The sequence below is a fragment of the Caldithrix sp. genome, from assembly GCF_056497305.1.
Genome location: NZ_JBSMDE010000165.1, coordinates 1 through 14,895 on the forward strand (window position 1 = coordinate 1; position 14,895 = coordinate 14,895).

The 14,895-nt window shown below is 45.4% G+C and carries 11 protein-coding genes; all 11 read left to right on the top strand.

Annotation, left to right across the window (positions count from 1 at the left end):
- Positions 1–603: 603 nt before the first annotated feature.
- The gene (locus tag ACWB0I_RS13900) at positions 604–2,031 is read left to right on the top strand and encodes a peptidylprolyl isomerase (RefSeq protein ID WP_479388671.1); all 1,428 of its coding nucleotides are present in this window, start codon (positions 604–606) and stop codon (positions 2,029–2,031) included.
- Between the two features lie 256 nt (positions 2,032–2,287).
- The gene (gene asnB / locus ACWB0I_RS13905) at positions 2,288–4,267 is read left to right on the top strand and encodes an asparagine synthase (glutamine-hydrolyzing) (RefSeq protein ID WP_479388672.1); all 1,980 of its coding nucleotides are present in this window, start codon (positions 2,288–2,290) and stop codon (positions 4,265–4,267) included.
- A gap of 14 nt (positions 4,268–4,281) precedes the next feature.
- Complete coding sequence (gene nadE, locus ACWB0I_RS13910) at positions 4,282–5,247, top strand: NAD(+) synthase (protein ID WP_479388673.1); 966 nt, start codon at positions 4,282–4,284, stop codon at positions 5,245–5,247.
- 19 nt (positions 5,248–5,266) lie between these two features.
- Positions 5,267–5,533 carry an acyl carrier protein gene (locus ACWB0I_RS13915; protein ID WP_479388674.1) on the top strand — a complete coding sequence of 89 codons (267 nt, stop codon included), beginning with the start codon at positions 5,267–5,269 and terminating at the stop codon, positions 5,531–5,533.
- Positions 5,534–5,615: 82 nt separating this feature from the next.
- Entirely contained in the window at positions 5,616–6,236 is a 621-nt protein-coding gene (locus ACWB0I_RS13920) for a hypothetical protein (RefSeq protein ID WP_479388675.1), read from the top strand.
- 215 nt (positions 6,237–6,451) lie between these two features.
- A complete protein-coding gene (locus ACWB0I_RS13925) occupies positions 6,452–7,942 on the top strand; it encodes a peptidylprolyl isomerase (protein WP_479388676.1) in 1,491 nt (496 codons plus the stop codon).
- Positions 7,943–8,253: 311 nt separating this feature from the next.
- Positions 8,254–9,234 (top strand): hypothetical protein, encoded by a 981-nt coding sequence (locus ACWB0I_RS13930; RefSeq protein ID WP_479388677.1) that lies wholly within the window; start codon positions 8,254–8,256, stop codon positions 9,232–9,234.
- Between the two features lies 1 nt (position 9,235).
- Positions 9,236–10,717 (top strand): sigma-54 interaction domain-containing protein, encoded by a 1,482-nt coding sequence (locus tag ACWB0I_RS13935; protein ID WP_479388678.1) that lies wholly within the window; start codon positions 9,236–9,238, stop codon positions 10,715–10,717.
- Positions 10,704–12,290 carry a serine/threonine protein kinase gene (locus ACWB0I_RS13940; protein WP_479388679.1) on the top strand — a complete coding sequence of 529 codons (1,587 nt, stop codon included), beginning with the start codon at positions 10,704–10,706 and terminating at the stop codon, positions 12,288–12,290. Before ACWB0I_RS13935 ends, ACWB0I_RS13940 begins: the two co-directional genes overlap by 14 nt.
- Positions 12,291–12,349: 59 nt before the next feature.
- Positions 12,350–13,645 carry a Kelch repeat-containing protein gene (locus ACWB0I_RS13945; RefSeq protein ID WP_479388680.1) on the top strand — a complete coding sequence of 432 codons (1,296 nt, stop codon included), beginning with the start codon at positions 12,350–12,352 and terminating at the stop codon, positions 13,643–13,645.
- 2 nt (positions 13,646–13,647) lie between these two features.
- Positions 13,648–14,460, top strand: coding sequence for a hypothetical protein (locus ACWB0I_RS13950; RefSeq protein ID WP_479388681.1), 813 nt, complete (start codon positions 13,648–13,650; stop codon positions 14,458–14,460).
- Positions 14,461–14,895 lie beyond the last annotated feature (435 nt).

Here is a 14,895-nt window from a genome sequence, read left to right on the forward strand (position 1 = left end):
ATGAGTCCACTCTAAAAAGGTATTATTATCGAATTTTATTTAAATTTGCCTATTGTTTTTATTTAAATTACATCAAATATCTTCGTGTTAATCCGTGAAATTCGTGGTTTTTATACTGAACTCATAATATTTAAATGGTTTAAGATTTGGTTTAATCTATTTCTGGCGAATATCTGCCCAGTAATAGCCCTTTCCCCCCGGCCCCCTCTCCCGCAAAGCAGGCGAGGGGGAGAAGGGAGGTGTTGGAAATTCAAATCTAAAAATATCATTCGTGAATTCGTGGCTATATTTTATTTTCTGTAGTTGACTAATGGTTGCAGCTTTGCTGCCTTAGAATCTTTGTATTAAGGAAAATCGATTCCGTTCTTAGTCATTTTTTTATTGGCTCTATCGAGCCAATGCGACTCTGGAGAGTCGCGCTACGGAATGTGAAAATTTTTGTGCTGTGTGAGGCAGTAAAACAATTAGGTAAAAAACAATGCTGTTTCTTGCCAATGAACTGAAGCACGTTTATTTTTTGTGTGAAAAAAAATAGATTTATTCCTTAAGAATTACTAAATTAAAGTTTAATATTTATGTCAATCTTTAATTGAAGGAGTTGTAATGCGCTTAACTGTGAGTCTTTTATTAACAATTGTTTTAATGCTGGCAGCCTGTAAAAAAACAGAAATTGCCAATCCGGAAAGAGATCTAGTGCAGGTGGGCAAACTGAGTGTTGATAAACAGGTGTTTATTAACCGTTACCGTTTAAGCAAAGATTTTGCCCAGGCTAACGAGATTACGCGCGACGATGTGGTTAAATTTCTTGATGAGTATTTTGTTAAGAATTACCTGCTGGTAAATAAGTTGCTGGAGCAGGGCATTGAAAATGAAAAGGAGATTAAGGAAGACTTAGAACGCCTCAAACGGCGAGCAATGACCGGAATGAACGGTCCGCTGTACCGCAAGGTAATCCCTACTTCTGTTGAGGTCAGCGAGCAGGAAATCAAAGATCTTTACGATAAAAGTAAGTACATGCTCAAAATCGCTTACATACGCGTGAGTTCCAAACATCTGGCAGATTCTTTGTACCAGGCCCTGAAGAATGGTGCCGACTTTGGCGAACTGGCTAAAAAATACTCCCTGGATATCCATACCTATGAGCACGGCGGCGAAGTTCGTAACTACATCCAGCCTGGCAGTCTGGATCCTGAATTTGAGAAAGCCATCTTTAGTCTCAAAGAAGGGCAGGTGTCCAGGCCTATTTACATTACCGGCTGGTACAATCTTGTTAAGGTCATAAAGAAAAAACCCATCCAAAGAAAACCGCTGGACCAGATGCGTCCTCAGCTGAAGCAACGCATTCAGCAATTCAAATTGAATCAAATTCGCAACAATTACATCGATAGTCTCTTTATTAAATATGATTACAAAGTAAACAAAGAACTGTTCCCTTACATCAAAAAGGCATTCGTTCCTTTCGATCGAGTCGGGCAGCTCAAAGTCGATGCCATCCCCAAAGACAAACTACAGGAACCTTTGGTGACCTACAAAGGAGGGCAGTTTACACTTTTAGATTTTGTAAAAACCTACAACAGCTCCAATGCAGCCAGTCGTGTCCCATTACGCTACGACGATGAAATAGAGAACCATATTAAAACTCTGGTAATCGGTCACCTGATGTACGCAGACGGTGTGGCCAGAGGCTTACTGGAAGATGAGCAGTTTAAATTCCTCTACAACCGCATGCGCATTCAAAAATTGGAACGCGAAGCTTTGAAACGCCTGGTCAATGATCAGATTAAATTGACAGATGAAGAATTGAAACAATATTACGAGCAGCACAAACAGGAATGGAATAACCAGGATTTTGAAAAAGTCAAACGGTTTGTTAGAAATCGTTTGATGGCTCAGCATGCTAAAGAGTACAAAAACCAGTTGGCAGAAAAATTACGTAAAGAATTCGATGTGATCTACAATGAGCCGGTCATTAAAGCGGTAGTCGATTCCCTTAATGCCATGAAAAAACAAGCTCATATCAGAAAGTTTTAAGCTCCTCCTCTCGAATTAAATTGAACTGGCCTGTTCGCGATTCGCTTGCGGACAGGCTTTCTTTATTTTTTGCTCTCCGTCTCTGATTCAAGGGACAGGTATCCTTTTCCCTGGGTAAAAAATGCCAATCAGTACAAAAGCAGCCCTGCAGTTTAATCTGCCTCTGAACATAATCCATCCTTTTTTCAGACAATATTAATCAATCTTTTAGTAACTCCGATGTATTAAAAAAGAAAAGTTAGGAAATGGAAGATCAATGTGTGGAATTGCCGGTATTTTCCAATTGGATGGGCCGTTAAAAGAGGCCAGACAAAAAATGGAGCGCATGGTAGGGCAACTCTATCATCGCGGCCCCGATGAATGCGGATTCTATTTCAATGGCAATGTTGCATTGGGCATGGCCCGGCTCAGTATCATCGATTTACAACAGGGAACGCAGCCTATCTGCAATGAACAACAAGCGATCTGGATTGTGTTCAATGGCGAGATTTACAACTACATTGAATTACGCCGCCATCTGGAAAAAGCAGGGCACATTTTCCAGACCCAGACCGATACCGAGGTCATTGTCCATGCTTACGAAGAATGGGCGCTGGACTTTGTCAATCATTTAAACGGTCAATTTGCCATCAGCCTGTGGGACAGTAAACAAAAACGCCTCATCCTGGCCCGTGACCGTTTGGGCATTCGCCCTCTGTTTTACAGTTACCGTAACAGAAAATTGCTCTTTGCTTCAGAAATAAAAGCCCTAATTGCCGAGGGTAGCGTTCAGCCCACAGCCAATCCGAACGGTCTTAACCAAATATTTACCTTCTGGATTACCATTCCTCCGGAAACAGCTTTTAAGGGCATTTACGAGTTACCCCCCGGCAGAATGCTGATCTGTAATCCGAATGGAATCAAAGAGATCGAATACTGGGATATTCCTTTTGCACAACCTGAAACAAATACTAAGAGCAGGAAAGCGTTACAGGAAGAATTGTACGCCCTGTTAAAAAGCGCCGTTCAAATCCGTTTGCGTGCTGATGTGCCGGTGGGAGCCTATTTAAGCGGAGGACTCGACTCCTCGATCATCACCGCCATGGTGCAGCAAATCCACCAGAATCGATTAAAAACCTTTTCGGTCAATTTCACGCAAACCTCATACGATGAGCAGCTTTACCAAAAAATTCTGATCGACAGGCTGAACACAGAACATCGCGCATTACGGGTGGATGAACAGGACATTATGAGCCAATTTTTTAAGGTAATCCACCTGGCAGAAAAGCCCCTGTTGCGTACGGCCCCGGCCCCTCTGCTGGCCCTGTCTGCGCTGGTTCGTGGCGAACACTTTAAGGTCGTTTTAACCGGAGAAGGGGCCGATGAATTTTTTGCCGGTTACAACATCTTTAAAGAGACCAAGTTGCGCCAATTTTGGGCCAGGGAGCCGCAATCCAGACGCAGGCCGTTATTGTTAGGTAAAATTTATCCCTACATCATTAACCGTCAGGGAGCGCTGAATCCCTTCTGGCAGGCCTTTTTTAAGCGTCATCTAAGCGAAATCCACCATCCTTTTTATTCGCACCTGTTGCGCTGGGAAAATACGTCCAAAATCCATTTGCTTCTAAGTGAATCGCTAAAAGCAGACTATGATTTTGAACAGCAGCTGGAAAGGGCTGGGCACTATTTAAAGAAACTGAGCGACATCGCATCGCCGCTGAAGCGGGCGCAATACATCGAAGCCAAACTGTTTATGAATGGCTATTTGCTCTCCTCTCAGGGCGACCGGATGCTGATGGGCCATTCTGTAGAAGGGCGTTTCCCTTTTCTGGATCACCGTCTGGTCGAATTTGCCGCAACCCTGCCCGATGACTTCAAATTACATGGTCTGGATGAAAAATACATTCTTAAAAAAACTTTTGCCTCCATTTTGCCGGCCGAGGTTGTCTCCAGACCAAAACAGCCTTACCGGGCGCCCGTCTCAGTGCGTATTTTACACAACGGCTCATTAAGTTGGCTAAATGAATTGCTCAGTGAAGCCAGGATCAGGAGCTATGGTTATTTTGATCCTCAGAAGATCAGAATTCTGAAAAATAAAATCCAGCGCCAGGCGGAGGCCATTTCGCTGCTTGACGAGATGGCTTTAGTGGCAGTGATTTCAACTCAGTTGTGGCATTACCATTTTTTTGAGAATCTGCAAAGCAACACAATAAAATTAGCTCTGAAGAGGAAAATCATTGATCAAAATAAACTGTGAGGGGAGATTGACTAATGGCTTTTTCAAGAGATGCATTAAAAATTGATCCGGCTGCCGAAACAGAGAGAATTACTCAGTGGCTTCGTCAAAATGTGGGCCGCCGATTTCACAAACAGGGCGCAGTTGTGGGGATTAGCGGCGGAATCGATTCCAGTGTTTGTCTGGCTCTGGCGGCGCGGGCCTTTGGCGCAAACAAAGTTTTAGGCGTAGCCATGCCCGAACACGAATCCAATTCCGATAGTCTGATCCTGGCCCAAAAATTGGCGCAGCAGCTGGGCACCCATTTTCTCGTTGAGGAAATGACCGAACCATTGCAGGGCTTTAAGGCCTACGAGCGCCGAGATCAAGCAGTGAAAAAGGTCTTTCCGGAATTTGGCGCGGGTTACAAATCGAAAATCGTGCTGCCCGCGGTTGGTAAAAAAGACATGTTCAACGTTTTTTATTTAACCATTATCACACCGGATGGGCAGGAAAAGACAAAACGACTGCCTCTGGCCGAATATTTACAGATCGTGGCCGCCTCAAATTTCAAACAGCGCTCCAGGATGGCCATGCTCTACTACCATGCCGATCGCCTGAACTACGTGGTGATCGGAACCGGCAATAAAAATGAGCATGAACAGGGCTTTTTTGTGAAGCACGGTGATGGTGGAGCAGACCTTAAACCGATTGCCCATCTGTTTAAAACCCAGGTTTACCAGCTGGCTGAATATCTGGGGATTCCGGAAGAAATAAGAAAGCGGCCGCCCACCACCGATACCTACAGCGCAGAATGCACGCAGGAAGAATTCTTTTTCAGAGTTCCCTTCGAAATTGGCGATCTGGTCTGGTTGGGCATGGAACAGGGAGTTGCTGTGCAGGAAATTGCCGATGCGGCTCAAATCTCTGCTCAGGAAGTGATCAATATCCAGAATGATATCAAACGTAAAATACGTACAGCCGAATATTTGAAAACAAACCCGTTACACCTAATACCTTAAGCCATAAGGAGTTCAAAACATGGAGCGTATTGAACAGAAAATCAGGCACTACATCATTGAAAATTTTTTATTCGGGGATGAAAGCGTGGTCTTTTCCGATGACGATTCGCTTTCTGAGAATGGCATCATTGATTCCACGGGCATACTGGGTTTGGTCAACTTTCTGGAAAACGAATACCAGGTTTCCATTGACAACCAGGAGATTACCCCAGAAAATTTAGATTCTGTTTCCAGGATTGCCCATTTCATCAAAAAGAAATTGGAACAATTGAACTTTGCCAGTTAGTCAGCAGAGCTTTTGATTGGGGTTTGTGGTTTTGTCGGTAAAGTGATGTGTGTCAACCGGGATTGTAAATTGAGGCTCGCCAATGAAATCGGCTTATTGTCTTTTAAAAATGTTGAATGAAAATATTGCGTTTTTTCCGATCGCCTATTTTGAATATTATTTTCTGGAATTGCCTGGCATTCCTGATAAACAACGCATTCGTTTTGACGGTCAGATTGTAAAAGCCAGTTCGCGCGATCTTGAAGACCTTTCTCAGCAGTTTGCGCATAAGGGGTTAAAATTCAGAGAACGATTTAACAGAGGACAAATCATTCTTGTGGCCCGCAATGTAGAAGGACGCATTGTCGGTTATGAAAATCTTGATCTGTCTTCAATACACCATGAGGAACATAGCGGAATTGACATCTCTATTCCGGCACACTCCATTTACCTGTTCGATGCCTTTATTCTACCGCAGTACCGATTTAAAGGGGTGTGGATTGGTTTTAAAAATCTAGTTGCCGACATCATGGCCAAACAAAAGCGTACGCACCTGTTTACCTTTGTCGAAAATAAAAATATTCCTTCTTTAAAAAGCCATCTGCAATATGGATTTAAAATTTACGAAAAAAAACAGATCTGGAAAGTTTTTGGGCATCCATTTTGTAGCACTGTGGCCTTGCAACACAATCTGGAATTAATCAAACGTCTGTTAAAGACTTAAAAGTTGCACCGTCTGTTCACCTTCCTTAACTTGTTGACGAAAGACTTCTGCAAAATTAAACTGTGGCTGTCATCCTGAGGAGTCCCGAGAATCGGGACGACGAAGTATCCATTGTTTTTACTTAACTTATAAGATTCTTCGCTTCGCTCAGAATGACAATTAATGCAATTTTGCAGAAGTCTATGTTGACGATTAAATGAAGTACGGAATGGCCCATGTTACGGTTCACCCAAAAAATAAATTCATTGACTTACGTGCACAACCTGGCGCTCGTTGGGTTTTTGTTGATTTTTTTAGCACGATGTCAGCAACAGAAAGAGAAAACGCATTGGCTGGCCAGAATTAATGGCCAGGTCATTCACCAGGATGAATTTCGGCAGTTTTACGAGTTAGACCCCAATTTTGGTATTAATTCTGTCGGTTGGCCAGCTCTTAAAGCCGAACTGGACAAGATGATCGATCAGAAACTGGCCTTAAAGCTGGCTCAAAAGCAACATTTGTTTGAAGATCCGGTCATTCAAAAAACCATTGCCTGGGAAAAGAAACAGGCCATGTTACGGGCTCTGTACCGAAAAGAGATTGGCGCCCACCTGAACATTACCGATGCTGACTTACGTCGTGCCTATCTGGAACGCAACCAGACCGTGCGCTTGCGACATCTGTTTACAAAGGATGTGAACCAGGCCTTTAGCTGGTTTAAAAAAGTTCGGAAAGATAGCTCACTGTTTTGGCCTCTGGCCAGAGAAGCTTTCAGGGACAGTCTGTTGCGCCGGAACGGGGGAGACCTGGGCTGGGTAAAGTTGTCGGAATTGGATGAAGATTTGCGTAAAGGCATTGATACTTTAAGAGTCGGGCAGATTTCCCGGCCCATTAAAACGCGCTGGGGTTACCATGTGGTACAATTGCTCAACCGTAAAAAGCCGGCCATCATTCGTGAAGACGACTATTTACAACAACGTCCGGCTCTGGAAAAATGGTTGCGCCAGGAATGGGGCAGGGCTCAAGCCCGCGCTTACATCCAGCAAACTATCGGTAAACTTAATCCGCAACCGGACCGCGCCCTGTTCTTAAAAATCTGGTTCATCATCAAAGGCGATCAAAATCTTGAAAATTTGCAGTTGCCTCATCCAAGAATACTTGATGAAAGAATGCTGCAAAAAATCAAAGAGCAACTTTCCAATACCCTGCAGGCCCCCTTTATTCGTTACCGGGGAGGCCAGGTCAGCCTGGGGCAATTTTTAGATCTTTTAAACACCATTCCGCTTACGCAACGGCCTCGATTTAGAACTCCACATGAACTTTCGCTGCAACTGGCCAAAATTTTCCGCGACGACTTTCTGTTCAAAAAAGCGCAAAAAGCCCATCTTGAGCGGGACGAACAGGTTGTTCAGGAAGTGCGCCGCTTTAAAGAGGAGCAGTTGTATTACTACTTTGTCAATCAAATCGCAGACACGCTCTCTGTGCCTCAGCAGGTTGCAGCCTATTTTAAACAAAAGGCGTCCGATGCAGTAGAAAAATTTCCCGAACTCAAATCATTCCATACCCTTCAGGAGTGGAAGTGGAGCAGGGCGGAGCAGATTTTGCATCGCGCATTGCGAGCCATGAAACCGAACATCAAAGTGAATGAACCATTACTCCGACACGAAAATCAGCGGATCAACTGGGGACGAAGAATTCGCATGTTCATGATCCGTAAACCTTCATGAATTTAAACTGTAAAAAGCACAAAGAATGCGGGAAATGCGGAGCGTAGTTCGTGCTACAAGCCTGTTATTTCAAATCCCGATTCATTGGAAAAAGAATCCCCTGCACCGGCAGCCTGAATTTTTCAACGTCTGTTTTGCGAAACTGGTTGCCAGGTCGTGCAGACCTTTAAATTAAAAAACTGCTTCTATTGAAAATAGACCAGAGTCAGATTACCAGAACAAAACCGGACATTTTTTAAGGCAGTCAGGCATGTTTTTAATTGTCTTAAAGTGTTTTTAGTTTTAAATTTAGAAAAAAACGGTTTGGTTCAATGATTCAGATCAAGAAAACATTTTCAATCCTGGCTGTTTGTCTCCTAATAATACAGTGTGACGCTCCGCGTAACAATCCGCTGGATGCGCACAATCCGGACAGCCAATATGGTTTACTACAGGGCACCGTTTTAAGCCAGAGTCTGCCCTACGTTGGGCTCCCATTTACCACCATCACCTTTACAGGAGACAGTAGTTGGACCCAATCCGATGCCCGGGGTAAATTTATCTTTCGCAAGGTGAAGCTAAAAGCGGGCTGGCTCTATTTCAGGAAGTCAGGTTACCACAGTGACTCCCTGTTCATCAACTGGACAGATCATCGAACCCAGAACATCGAAACCCATCTCAATGCTTTGCCGGTACTGGATTCTTTGCTCTTTTACAGCAGCGTGACCAACCGTTACCCCACTGTGCAAAAATTAGAACTCTTTCTCAAAGCCTGGTTGTGGGACCGAGACCAGGACATCGACAGTGTTTTTTTGCTTTGTCCCTCCCTGAACGCGACCTTACCTTTGCAGTACAATTCCGTTGAAAAGTACTACCAACGGGATCGTATTACTCTGTCTGACCTGCATTTGCAATTGGCTGACGAGCTGGTGGGGCACACCTTCTTTCTGGAAGTCAAGGATATGGCACATCGCCGGATCAAGTTGTCTGGAGCTCAGATTCAACGAATTATTCGTCAGGAAATCAATTTAAAAAGCCCGATTGATAATACCGTGGTCAGTTCAACGCCCACTTTGCGCTGGGACCCCATGCATCTGGACTACCAATTTACTTACACCGTCGAAGTGCGCACCAATGAAGTCGATCCCCAGTTAATATGGATTAAAAGCGGCCTTCCGCCTGAGACGTCCCAATTAACAATTGACCAGCCTCTGCCCAAGGAACCGACCAACCAGTACATCTGGGCTGTGTGGATTGTGGACCGTTTTGGCAACCGGGAGCGCTCTAAATTTAAGTCTTTTCAGGTAGAATGAGATGAAGGTAGCCAAGTCTGTAAAAGACATCAGTAAAGAACAGTTCGAAGCCCTGTTTCACATCAGCCGTTTGCTGAATGAGGTCACGTTTACAGAAAAATTAATCGAAACTGCCCTGGACATCGTAATCGACACTCTGCAGGCCGAACGCGGGCTGTTTGTGCGATACAACGCGCTGAGCGGTGCGTTTGACATTTTGGCCGCCCGCAACATTGAACGGGAAACAATTCGCGACCTGTCTCTTTTTTCTTCCGGTATTTTACAAAAAGTGGTAGAAGAAAAACGGCCCATTTTGTACCACGATGTGCAGAGCGATCCACGGCTTTCTCAATTTGAAAGTGTACGCATCCAGAAGATCAAAAGCGTGTTGGGTGTTCCTGTGTTTAACAGGAGCGTCCTGTGGGGCGTAATTCTGGCAGACAGCACACGCAACCGGACGGAATTTAACGAAGAGAATCTGCGCTTTCTGGAATTTTTTGCCAACCTGGTTTCCCTGACTCTGGACAAAATGCTCTACCTGGAGAGTTTGCAAAAGGAGAATCTGGCTCTGCGCCGGAATCTGGAAGATCGCCAGACCGTTAGCACAATGATCGGTCAGAGTCCGGCCATGCTGCAATTTTTTGCTCTGTTGCGCAAAGTGGCGCGCACCGACGCCACCGTCTTAATCACCGGTGAAAGCGGCACGGGCAAAGACCTGGCTGCGCGAGCCATCCACGATTTGAGTCCCCGTAAAGACAAGCCCTTTCTGGCCCAATTTTGTGGCAGTATTCCAGACACTTTGCTGGAAAGCGAGCTGTTTGGTTACAAAAAAGGGGCATTTACCGGAGCCACTTCAGACAAAAAGGGACTGTTTGAGGTGGCCGACGGCGGTAGTTTCTTTCTGGACGAAATCGCCGATATCTCGACGGCTCTGCAGGCTAAACTGTTGCGCGTTATTCAGAATCAGGAAATCATTCCATTAGGAGACACCAGAGTGCGGAAAGTCGATGTGCGCATTCTGGCTGCCACCAACAAAGATCTGCAAAAGCTGGTTAAAGAAGGGCGGTTCCGCGAAGACCTGTTCTATCGCCTGAATGTCTTTCCTATTCGCATTCCTCCGCTGCGTGACCGCTATGGCGATGTGCCTTTACTGACCCGCCATTTTATTCAAAAATTTTCAGGAAAAGAAGTAGCGGTGCACCCGGATGCCATGAAAAAATTGGAACAGTACTCCTGGCCGGGCAATGTGCGTCAGTTAGAAAACACCATTCAACGCGCGCTCATTTTAAGTGAAGAGAGAAAAATAGGTCCGGAACACATCATCCTGGATGTGGACGAAGCTCCGGAAAATTTCAACGGCACTTTAAGGGAATTTGAAAAACTTTTACTCAAAAAGCGTCTGGAAAAATTTGACGGCAACCGTACATTAACCGCTAAATCACTGGGCGTTTCCGTACGCTGGATTCAATTAAAATTAAAAGAGATGCAACGTGAGCGGGATTGAAAAAGACATCTTGTTCGAAAAATTCGAGCTTAAAGCCTGTCTGAAAAAGGACAGTTTTAGCGCAGTGTATCTGGCCCGCCATCTCTTTCTGGATAAAGACATTCTTTTAAAAGCCCTGAATACCAGAAATCTGCCCGATCCTTCCTTGCTTGTGCGTTTTAAACGCGAGGCTAAAATTTTAGTGCGTCTGGACCATCCGCACATCATCAAAGTGCTGGACTTCGGAAACTACCAGGATTTTTTCTACATATCATTTGAATATTTTGAAAGCCACAATTTAAGATTCTGGTTGCAAAAGAAGACCTGGACTAACAGCCAGAAAAAACAGCTGGTTGCCCAGCTCATCGATGCTTTGTGTTTTGCTCATGATCAGGGTATAATCCATCGCGATTTAAAACCGGAAAATATTCTCATCAATGAACAGTTGCATTTAAAGATTGCCGATTTCGGTCTGGCGCTGGTCAAGGATGAGAGCCGAATTACCGAGGAACAATCGCTGGTCGGCACTCCCGCCTACATGTCGCCGGAACAGATTCACGGCGAAGCGTTAAACATCCAGACGGATCAGTTTAATCTGGGCATCATCCTCTTTGAATGGTTTAGCGGAAAAAATCCCTTTTTAGGTCAGGATGCCGGGCAGACCATTAACAATATTCTGAATGTTTCAATCAGCGATTTACAGCGCGAAATGGGAGCCATTCCTCCAGAATTCCAAGCGCCCATTCTGCGTCTATTGCAAAAATCACCACAAAAGCGTTTTTCTAATACGCGTGAGTTAAGATCGGCCTTTTTACAGACCGCGTCCCGACAAAAAGCAAGAGGGGCAAGCGGAATACCCTTAAAAAGGGGGATGGCCCTGCTCAGTGCGCTCGCTGTCGTGCTTCTTCTCTTTCTGTTGTTGCTATGGCGCGCCCAATCCGATTTCAAAAATCCGCGGATCAGCACTTTGCCCGCCAGAGACACGACGGTTCAGTTCGATAAGGTAGCGCGCAAAGAGACCATCCCTCTGAAAACAAGCAATCCCAAAAAGCAGGTTTCCGATTTGTCCTTTGCCCCAAAGCAGGAGCAAAAGAGGCCGGGCAATCCGTCGGCGATTGCTCAGGCCACACCGGAATCAGTTGAGCGGAACGAACCAGCCCGGCTTATTCTTGAATGTTTTCCCTGGGCCGAGGTCGAGATTGATTCGCAATACCATTTTACCACGCCCATGAGCCAGAGTTTGCTTCTGGAACCTGGTGAACATTTCTTTGCCATCAAACATCCGGCTTATCCCCTCTACCAGGGTAAAATCGTCTTACAGGCTGCAGAAGAGAAAAAACTACAACTGAAACTGGACACCCTGTTTGCCTATTTGAATTGCCAGGTGCATCCCTGGGGCGAAATCTACCTTGACGGGCAAGCGATCGGGCAAAGTCCTTTAAAACATCCTCTGGCCGTAACACCGGGACGCCATGTCCTTACCATCAAACATGAACAAATTGCGGAGTTTTGCGACACGCTCTCCTTTGTCCGCAAAGATACCCTGACCGTAAAAATCAACTTATTGCAAAATGCGCATGTTGTAAATCATTAGATTGGCATTAATTTTGTAACTTAAAAAGAATTAGGAAAATAAAAAAGAGAGATGGATTAATGGCACGTAAGTTCTGTTTAATCTGGTTTATTTTAATCGTTACTTTTACATTGTTGTTGGCTCAGACCAATGCCTGGCAAATTGTGAGCCGTATGCCCGTAGCGGTGCGCGGAGCGCAGGCCGTGGAGCACAATGGTCTCATTTACATTTTGGGCGGCTACTCCGATTCCACCTATTCGGCAACCAAACTCATTCAGGTTTACGATCCTGTGGCCAATAGTTGGGAAGTGCTTGCAGACACGCTGAAAATACCGCGCTATGGATTCTCTGCGGATAATTACCACAACAGTGTACTGATGTTCGGCAACGAATTTGCTCCTGACTCATCCCTGGAAATGTGGGACTTTAGCGGCGCAACTTATTTTTATGATTACCGCAACGTTTTTAGCCGTCAGTTTGCAGCCTGCCAGGTGTTGGGCGACCATCTCTACATCTTTGGAGGGTTCCCTGGAGTAGGGGGAAAGAACATTCCCTATCTGGTCGAATATTTTGTGCCTGGCGCCCAGATAACCTACACGCGAGCCAGCAGCTTTGATGAACAGCAATATCCGCCTGATCAAACCGACATAATTCAGCAGATTTCGGCAGCCATCGGTGACAAAATTTATCTGTTCGGTGGGGCGCTGAATGGGATTTTAAACACCATCTACCGTTTTGATACTACAACGCACCAATTTACCAAACTGGACGATGTTTTAACGGTCAGTCGGGCGGCCGGAGCGGCTGTGTCCTTTGAAAGCGGTCAAATTGTTGTGTTGGGCGGCTACAATGAGCGTACTCCGGCTCTGGCCTCAACCGAATATTTTGTAAGCAATTTTGCGGGTAATCTGGACTATTCAGAAATGTTGAGCGATTTAAATATCGCACGCTCCGAACCCTGCGCAGTGGGCTACCAGGACTCACTGATCTTTGTCTTTGGGGGGAAAGACGTGTTAAGCCATTGTGTGGCCGAAGTTGAAAAAATACGCATCTGGACCTCACCGACCGGATTGAAAAATCAGCAGGGCAGGGTACCGTCAAACATGGCCTTGTTGCAGAATTATCCCAACCCTTTCAACCAGCAAACCGTGATCCCTTTCACCCTGGATGAACGACGGCAAGTACAACTCACTCTCTATGATATTACGGGGCGTAAAATAATCACGCTAATCAACCGCTCTCTGGCGCCAGGAAGACATCGGGTGCAATGGAATGGGGTGGATGCGCAGGGGCGTGCCGTGGCCAGCGGGATTTATTTCTACCGATTACAGAGCGCTTCTCTGGTTCAGACGCGTCAACTCATTCTGATGAGGTAATTATGTTTAAAGATCTGCGCTTTTCTTTGTTCGTTCTTGTTTTGCTTGTTTTGTCAGGCAACATGGGATTGGCCGGCCAGCCCAACAGGCTGGTTAAACAGATTGAACAGGCCTTTGAAGCCTTTGAATATCGAACCGTGATTCAACTGAGTGATTCGCTATTGGCGCATCCCGGCGCTGTGGACACCACCCAGATGATCGAAATTTTACGCATGAAGGCCATTGCTCACTACACCTTAAACGAAGAAGATCGGGCTGCTCTGGCCTTTTACCGCATCTTACAATTGAACCAAACGTACACTTTAGATCCTTTGCTCAATTCTCCCAAGATTATCGCCTTTTTTAGGGGCGTAAAAAAAGATATTCTCAAAAATCCGTCTGTCAGCTCGCAGAAAGAGGTCACCAAACCGGAGCCTCCAACAAGCCTGCGGTTCTCGACTTTGCGGCAGGCGCTGTGGCGCTCTATGCTTTTGCCTGGCTGGGGGCATCTCCATCAAAAGCGATCTAAAAAAGGCGTAGTACTGGCAGGACTTTCGGGTGTTACCATCAGCGCAGCCATTTATTATCTGGTGAAAACGCACCAACTGGAAAAGCACTATTTAAACAGCATTGAGCAAAAAGAGATCGACGCCCATTACAGGCAATACAATCAAGCCTTTAAAATACGCAACGCCCTTTTGATCGGTTACGCTCTGCTCTGGAGCTATGCCCAGATTGATCTGTTACAGCAGGTAGAACTGAACATGCGCCTGCTGGTTATGCCTGCCGCTGAATTTAGCCCTACCTACCAGGTGCGTTGGCATTGGCCTTTTTGATGCGAATATTTTTCGCCCCATGCGAAATTTTCATACTCTGTAAGGAGCGACGCACATCGTAAAATCGGGATTCGAAAGGACAGGCAGTGCTTAGCTCATACTTTTTTAGAATACTTCCCTTAAAAGATCTAACACTTTAGCGTGAGAAAATTTTTGTGCTGTGTGTGGAAGTAAAAAGGTTGAGTTGTTGAATTGTTTAATTGTTTAATGGCCCGTCCTTCGGCCGGATAAGCCTGTCCGGCTGCGCCAGCCAGACGGGCCTTTCTCCAAAATTCGGGGCAAAGGGAAATTCTTCCTGCAAGTGAATGGGATTCTGATACCGCTGAAACGGGATTCAGAATGACATGCCGGCCCAGGCCTTCACCGCCTGGGCCCGTCTTGCCCCTTCACAAAATAATTCGTAATTCGTAATTTTTAATTAAAACTAATTCTTTG

What these genes read in the sequence shown, in the direction of transcription:
- ACWB0I_RS13900 (WP_479388671.1), top strand. Translation starts at nt 604, where the DNA reads ATGCGCTTAACTGTGAGTCTTTTATTAACAATTGTTTTAATGCTGGCA.
- asnB (WP_479388672.1), top strand. Translation starts at nt 2,288, where the DNA reads ATGTGTGGAATTGCCGGTATTTTCCAATTGGATGGGCCGTTAAAAGAG.
- nadE (WP_479388673.1), top strand. Translation starts at nt 4,282, where the DNA reads ATGGCTTTTTCAAGAGATGCATTAAAAATTGATCCGGCTGCCGAAACA.
- ACWB0I_RS13915 (WP_479388674.1), top strand. Translation starts at nt 5,267, where the DNA reads ATGGAGCGTATTGAACAGAAAATCAGGCACTACATCATTGAAAATTTT.
- ACWB0I_RS13920 (WP_479388675.1), top strand. Translation starts at nt 5,616, where the DNA reads ATGAAATCGGCTTATTGTCTTTTAAAAATGTTGAATGAAAATATTGCG.
- ACWB0I_RS13925 (WP_479388676.1), top strand. Translation starts at nt 6,452, where the DNA reads ATGTTACGGTTCACCCAAAAAATAAATTCATTGACTTACGTGCACAAC.
- ACWB0I_RS13930 (WP_479388677.1), top strand. Translation starts at nt 8,254, where the DNA reads ATGATTCAGATCAAGAAAACATTTTCAATCCTGGCTGTTTGTCTCCTA.
- ACWB0I_RS13935 (WP_479388678.1), top strand. Translation starts at nt 9,236, where the DNA reads ATGAAGGTAGCCAAGTCTGTAAAAGACATCAGTAAAGAACAGTTCGAA.
- ACWB0I_RS13945 (WP_479388680.1), top strand. Translation starts at nt 12,350, where the DNA reads ATGGCACGTAAGTTCTGTTTAATCTGGTTTATTTTAATCGTTACTTTT.
- ACWB0I_RS13950 (WP_479388681.1), top strand. Translation starts at nt 13,648, where the DNA reads ATGTTTAAAGATCTGCGCTTTTCTTTGTTCGTTCTTGTTTTGCTTGTT.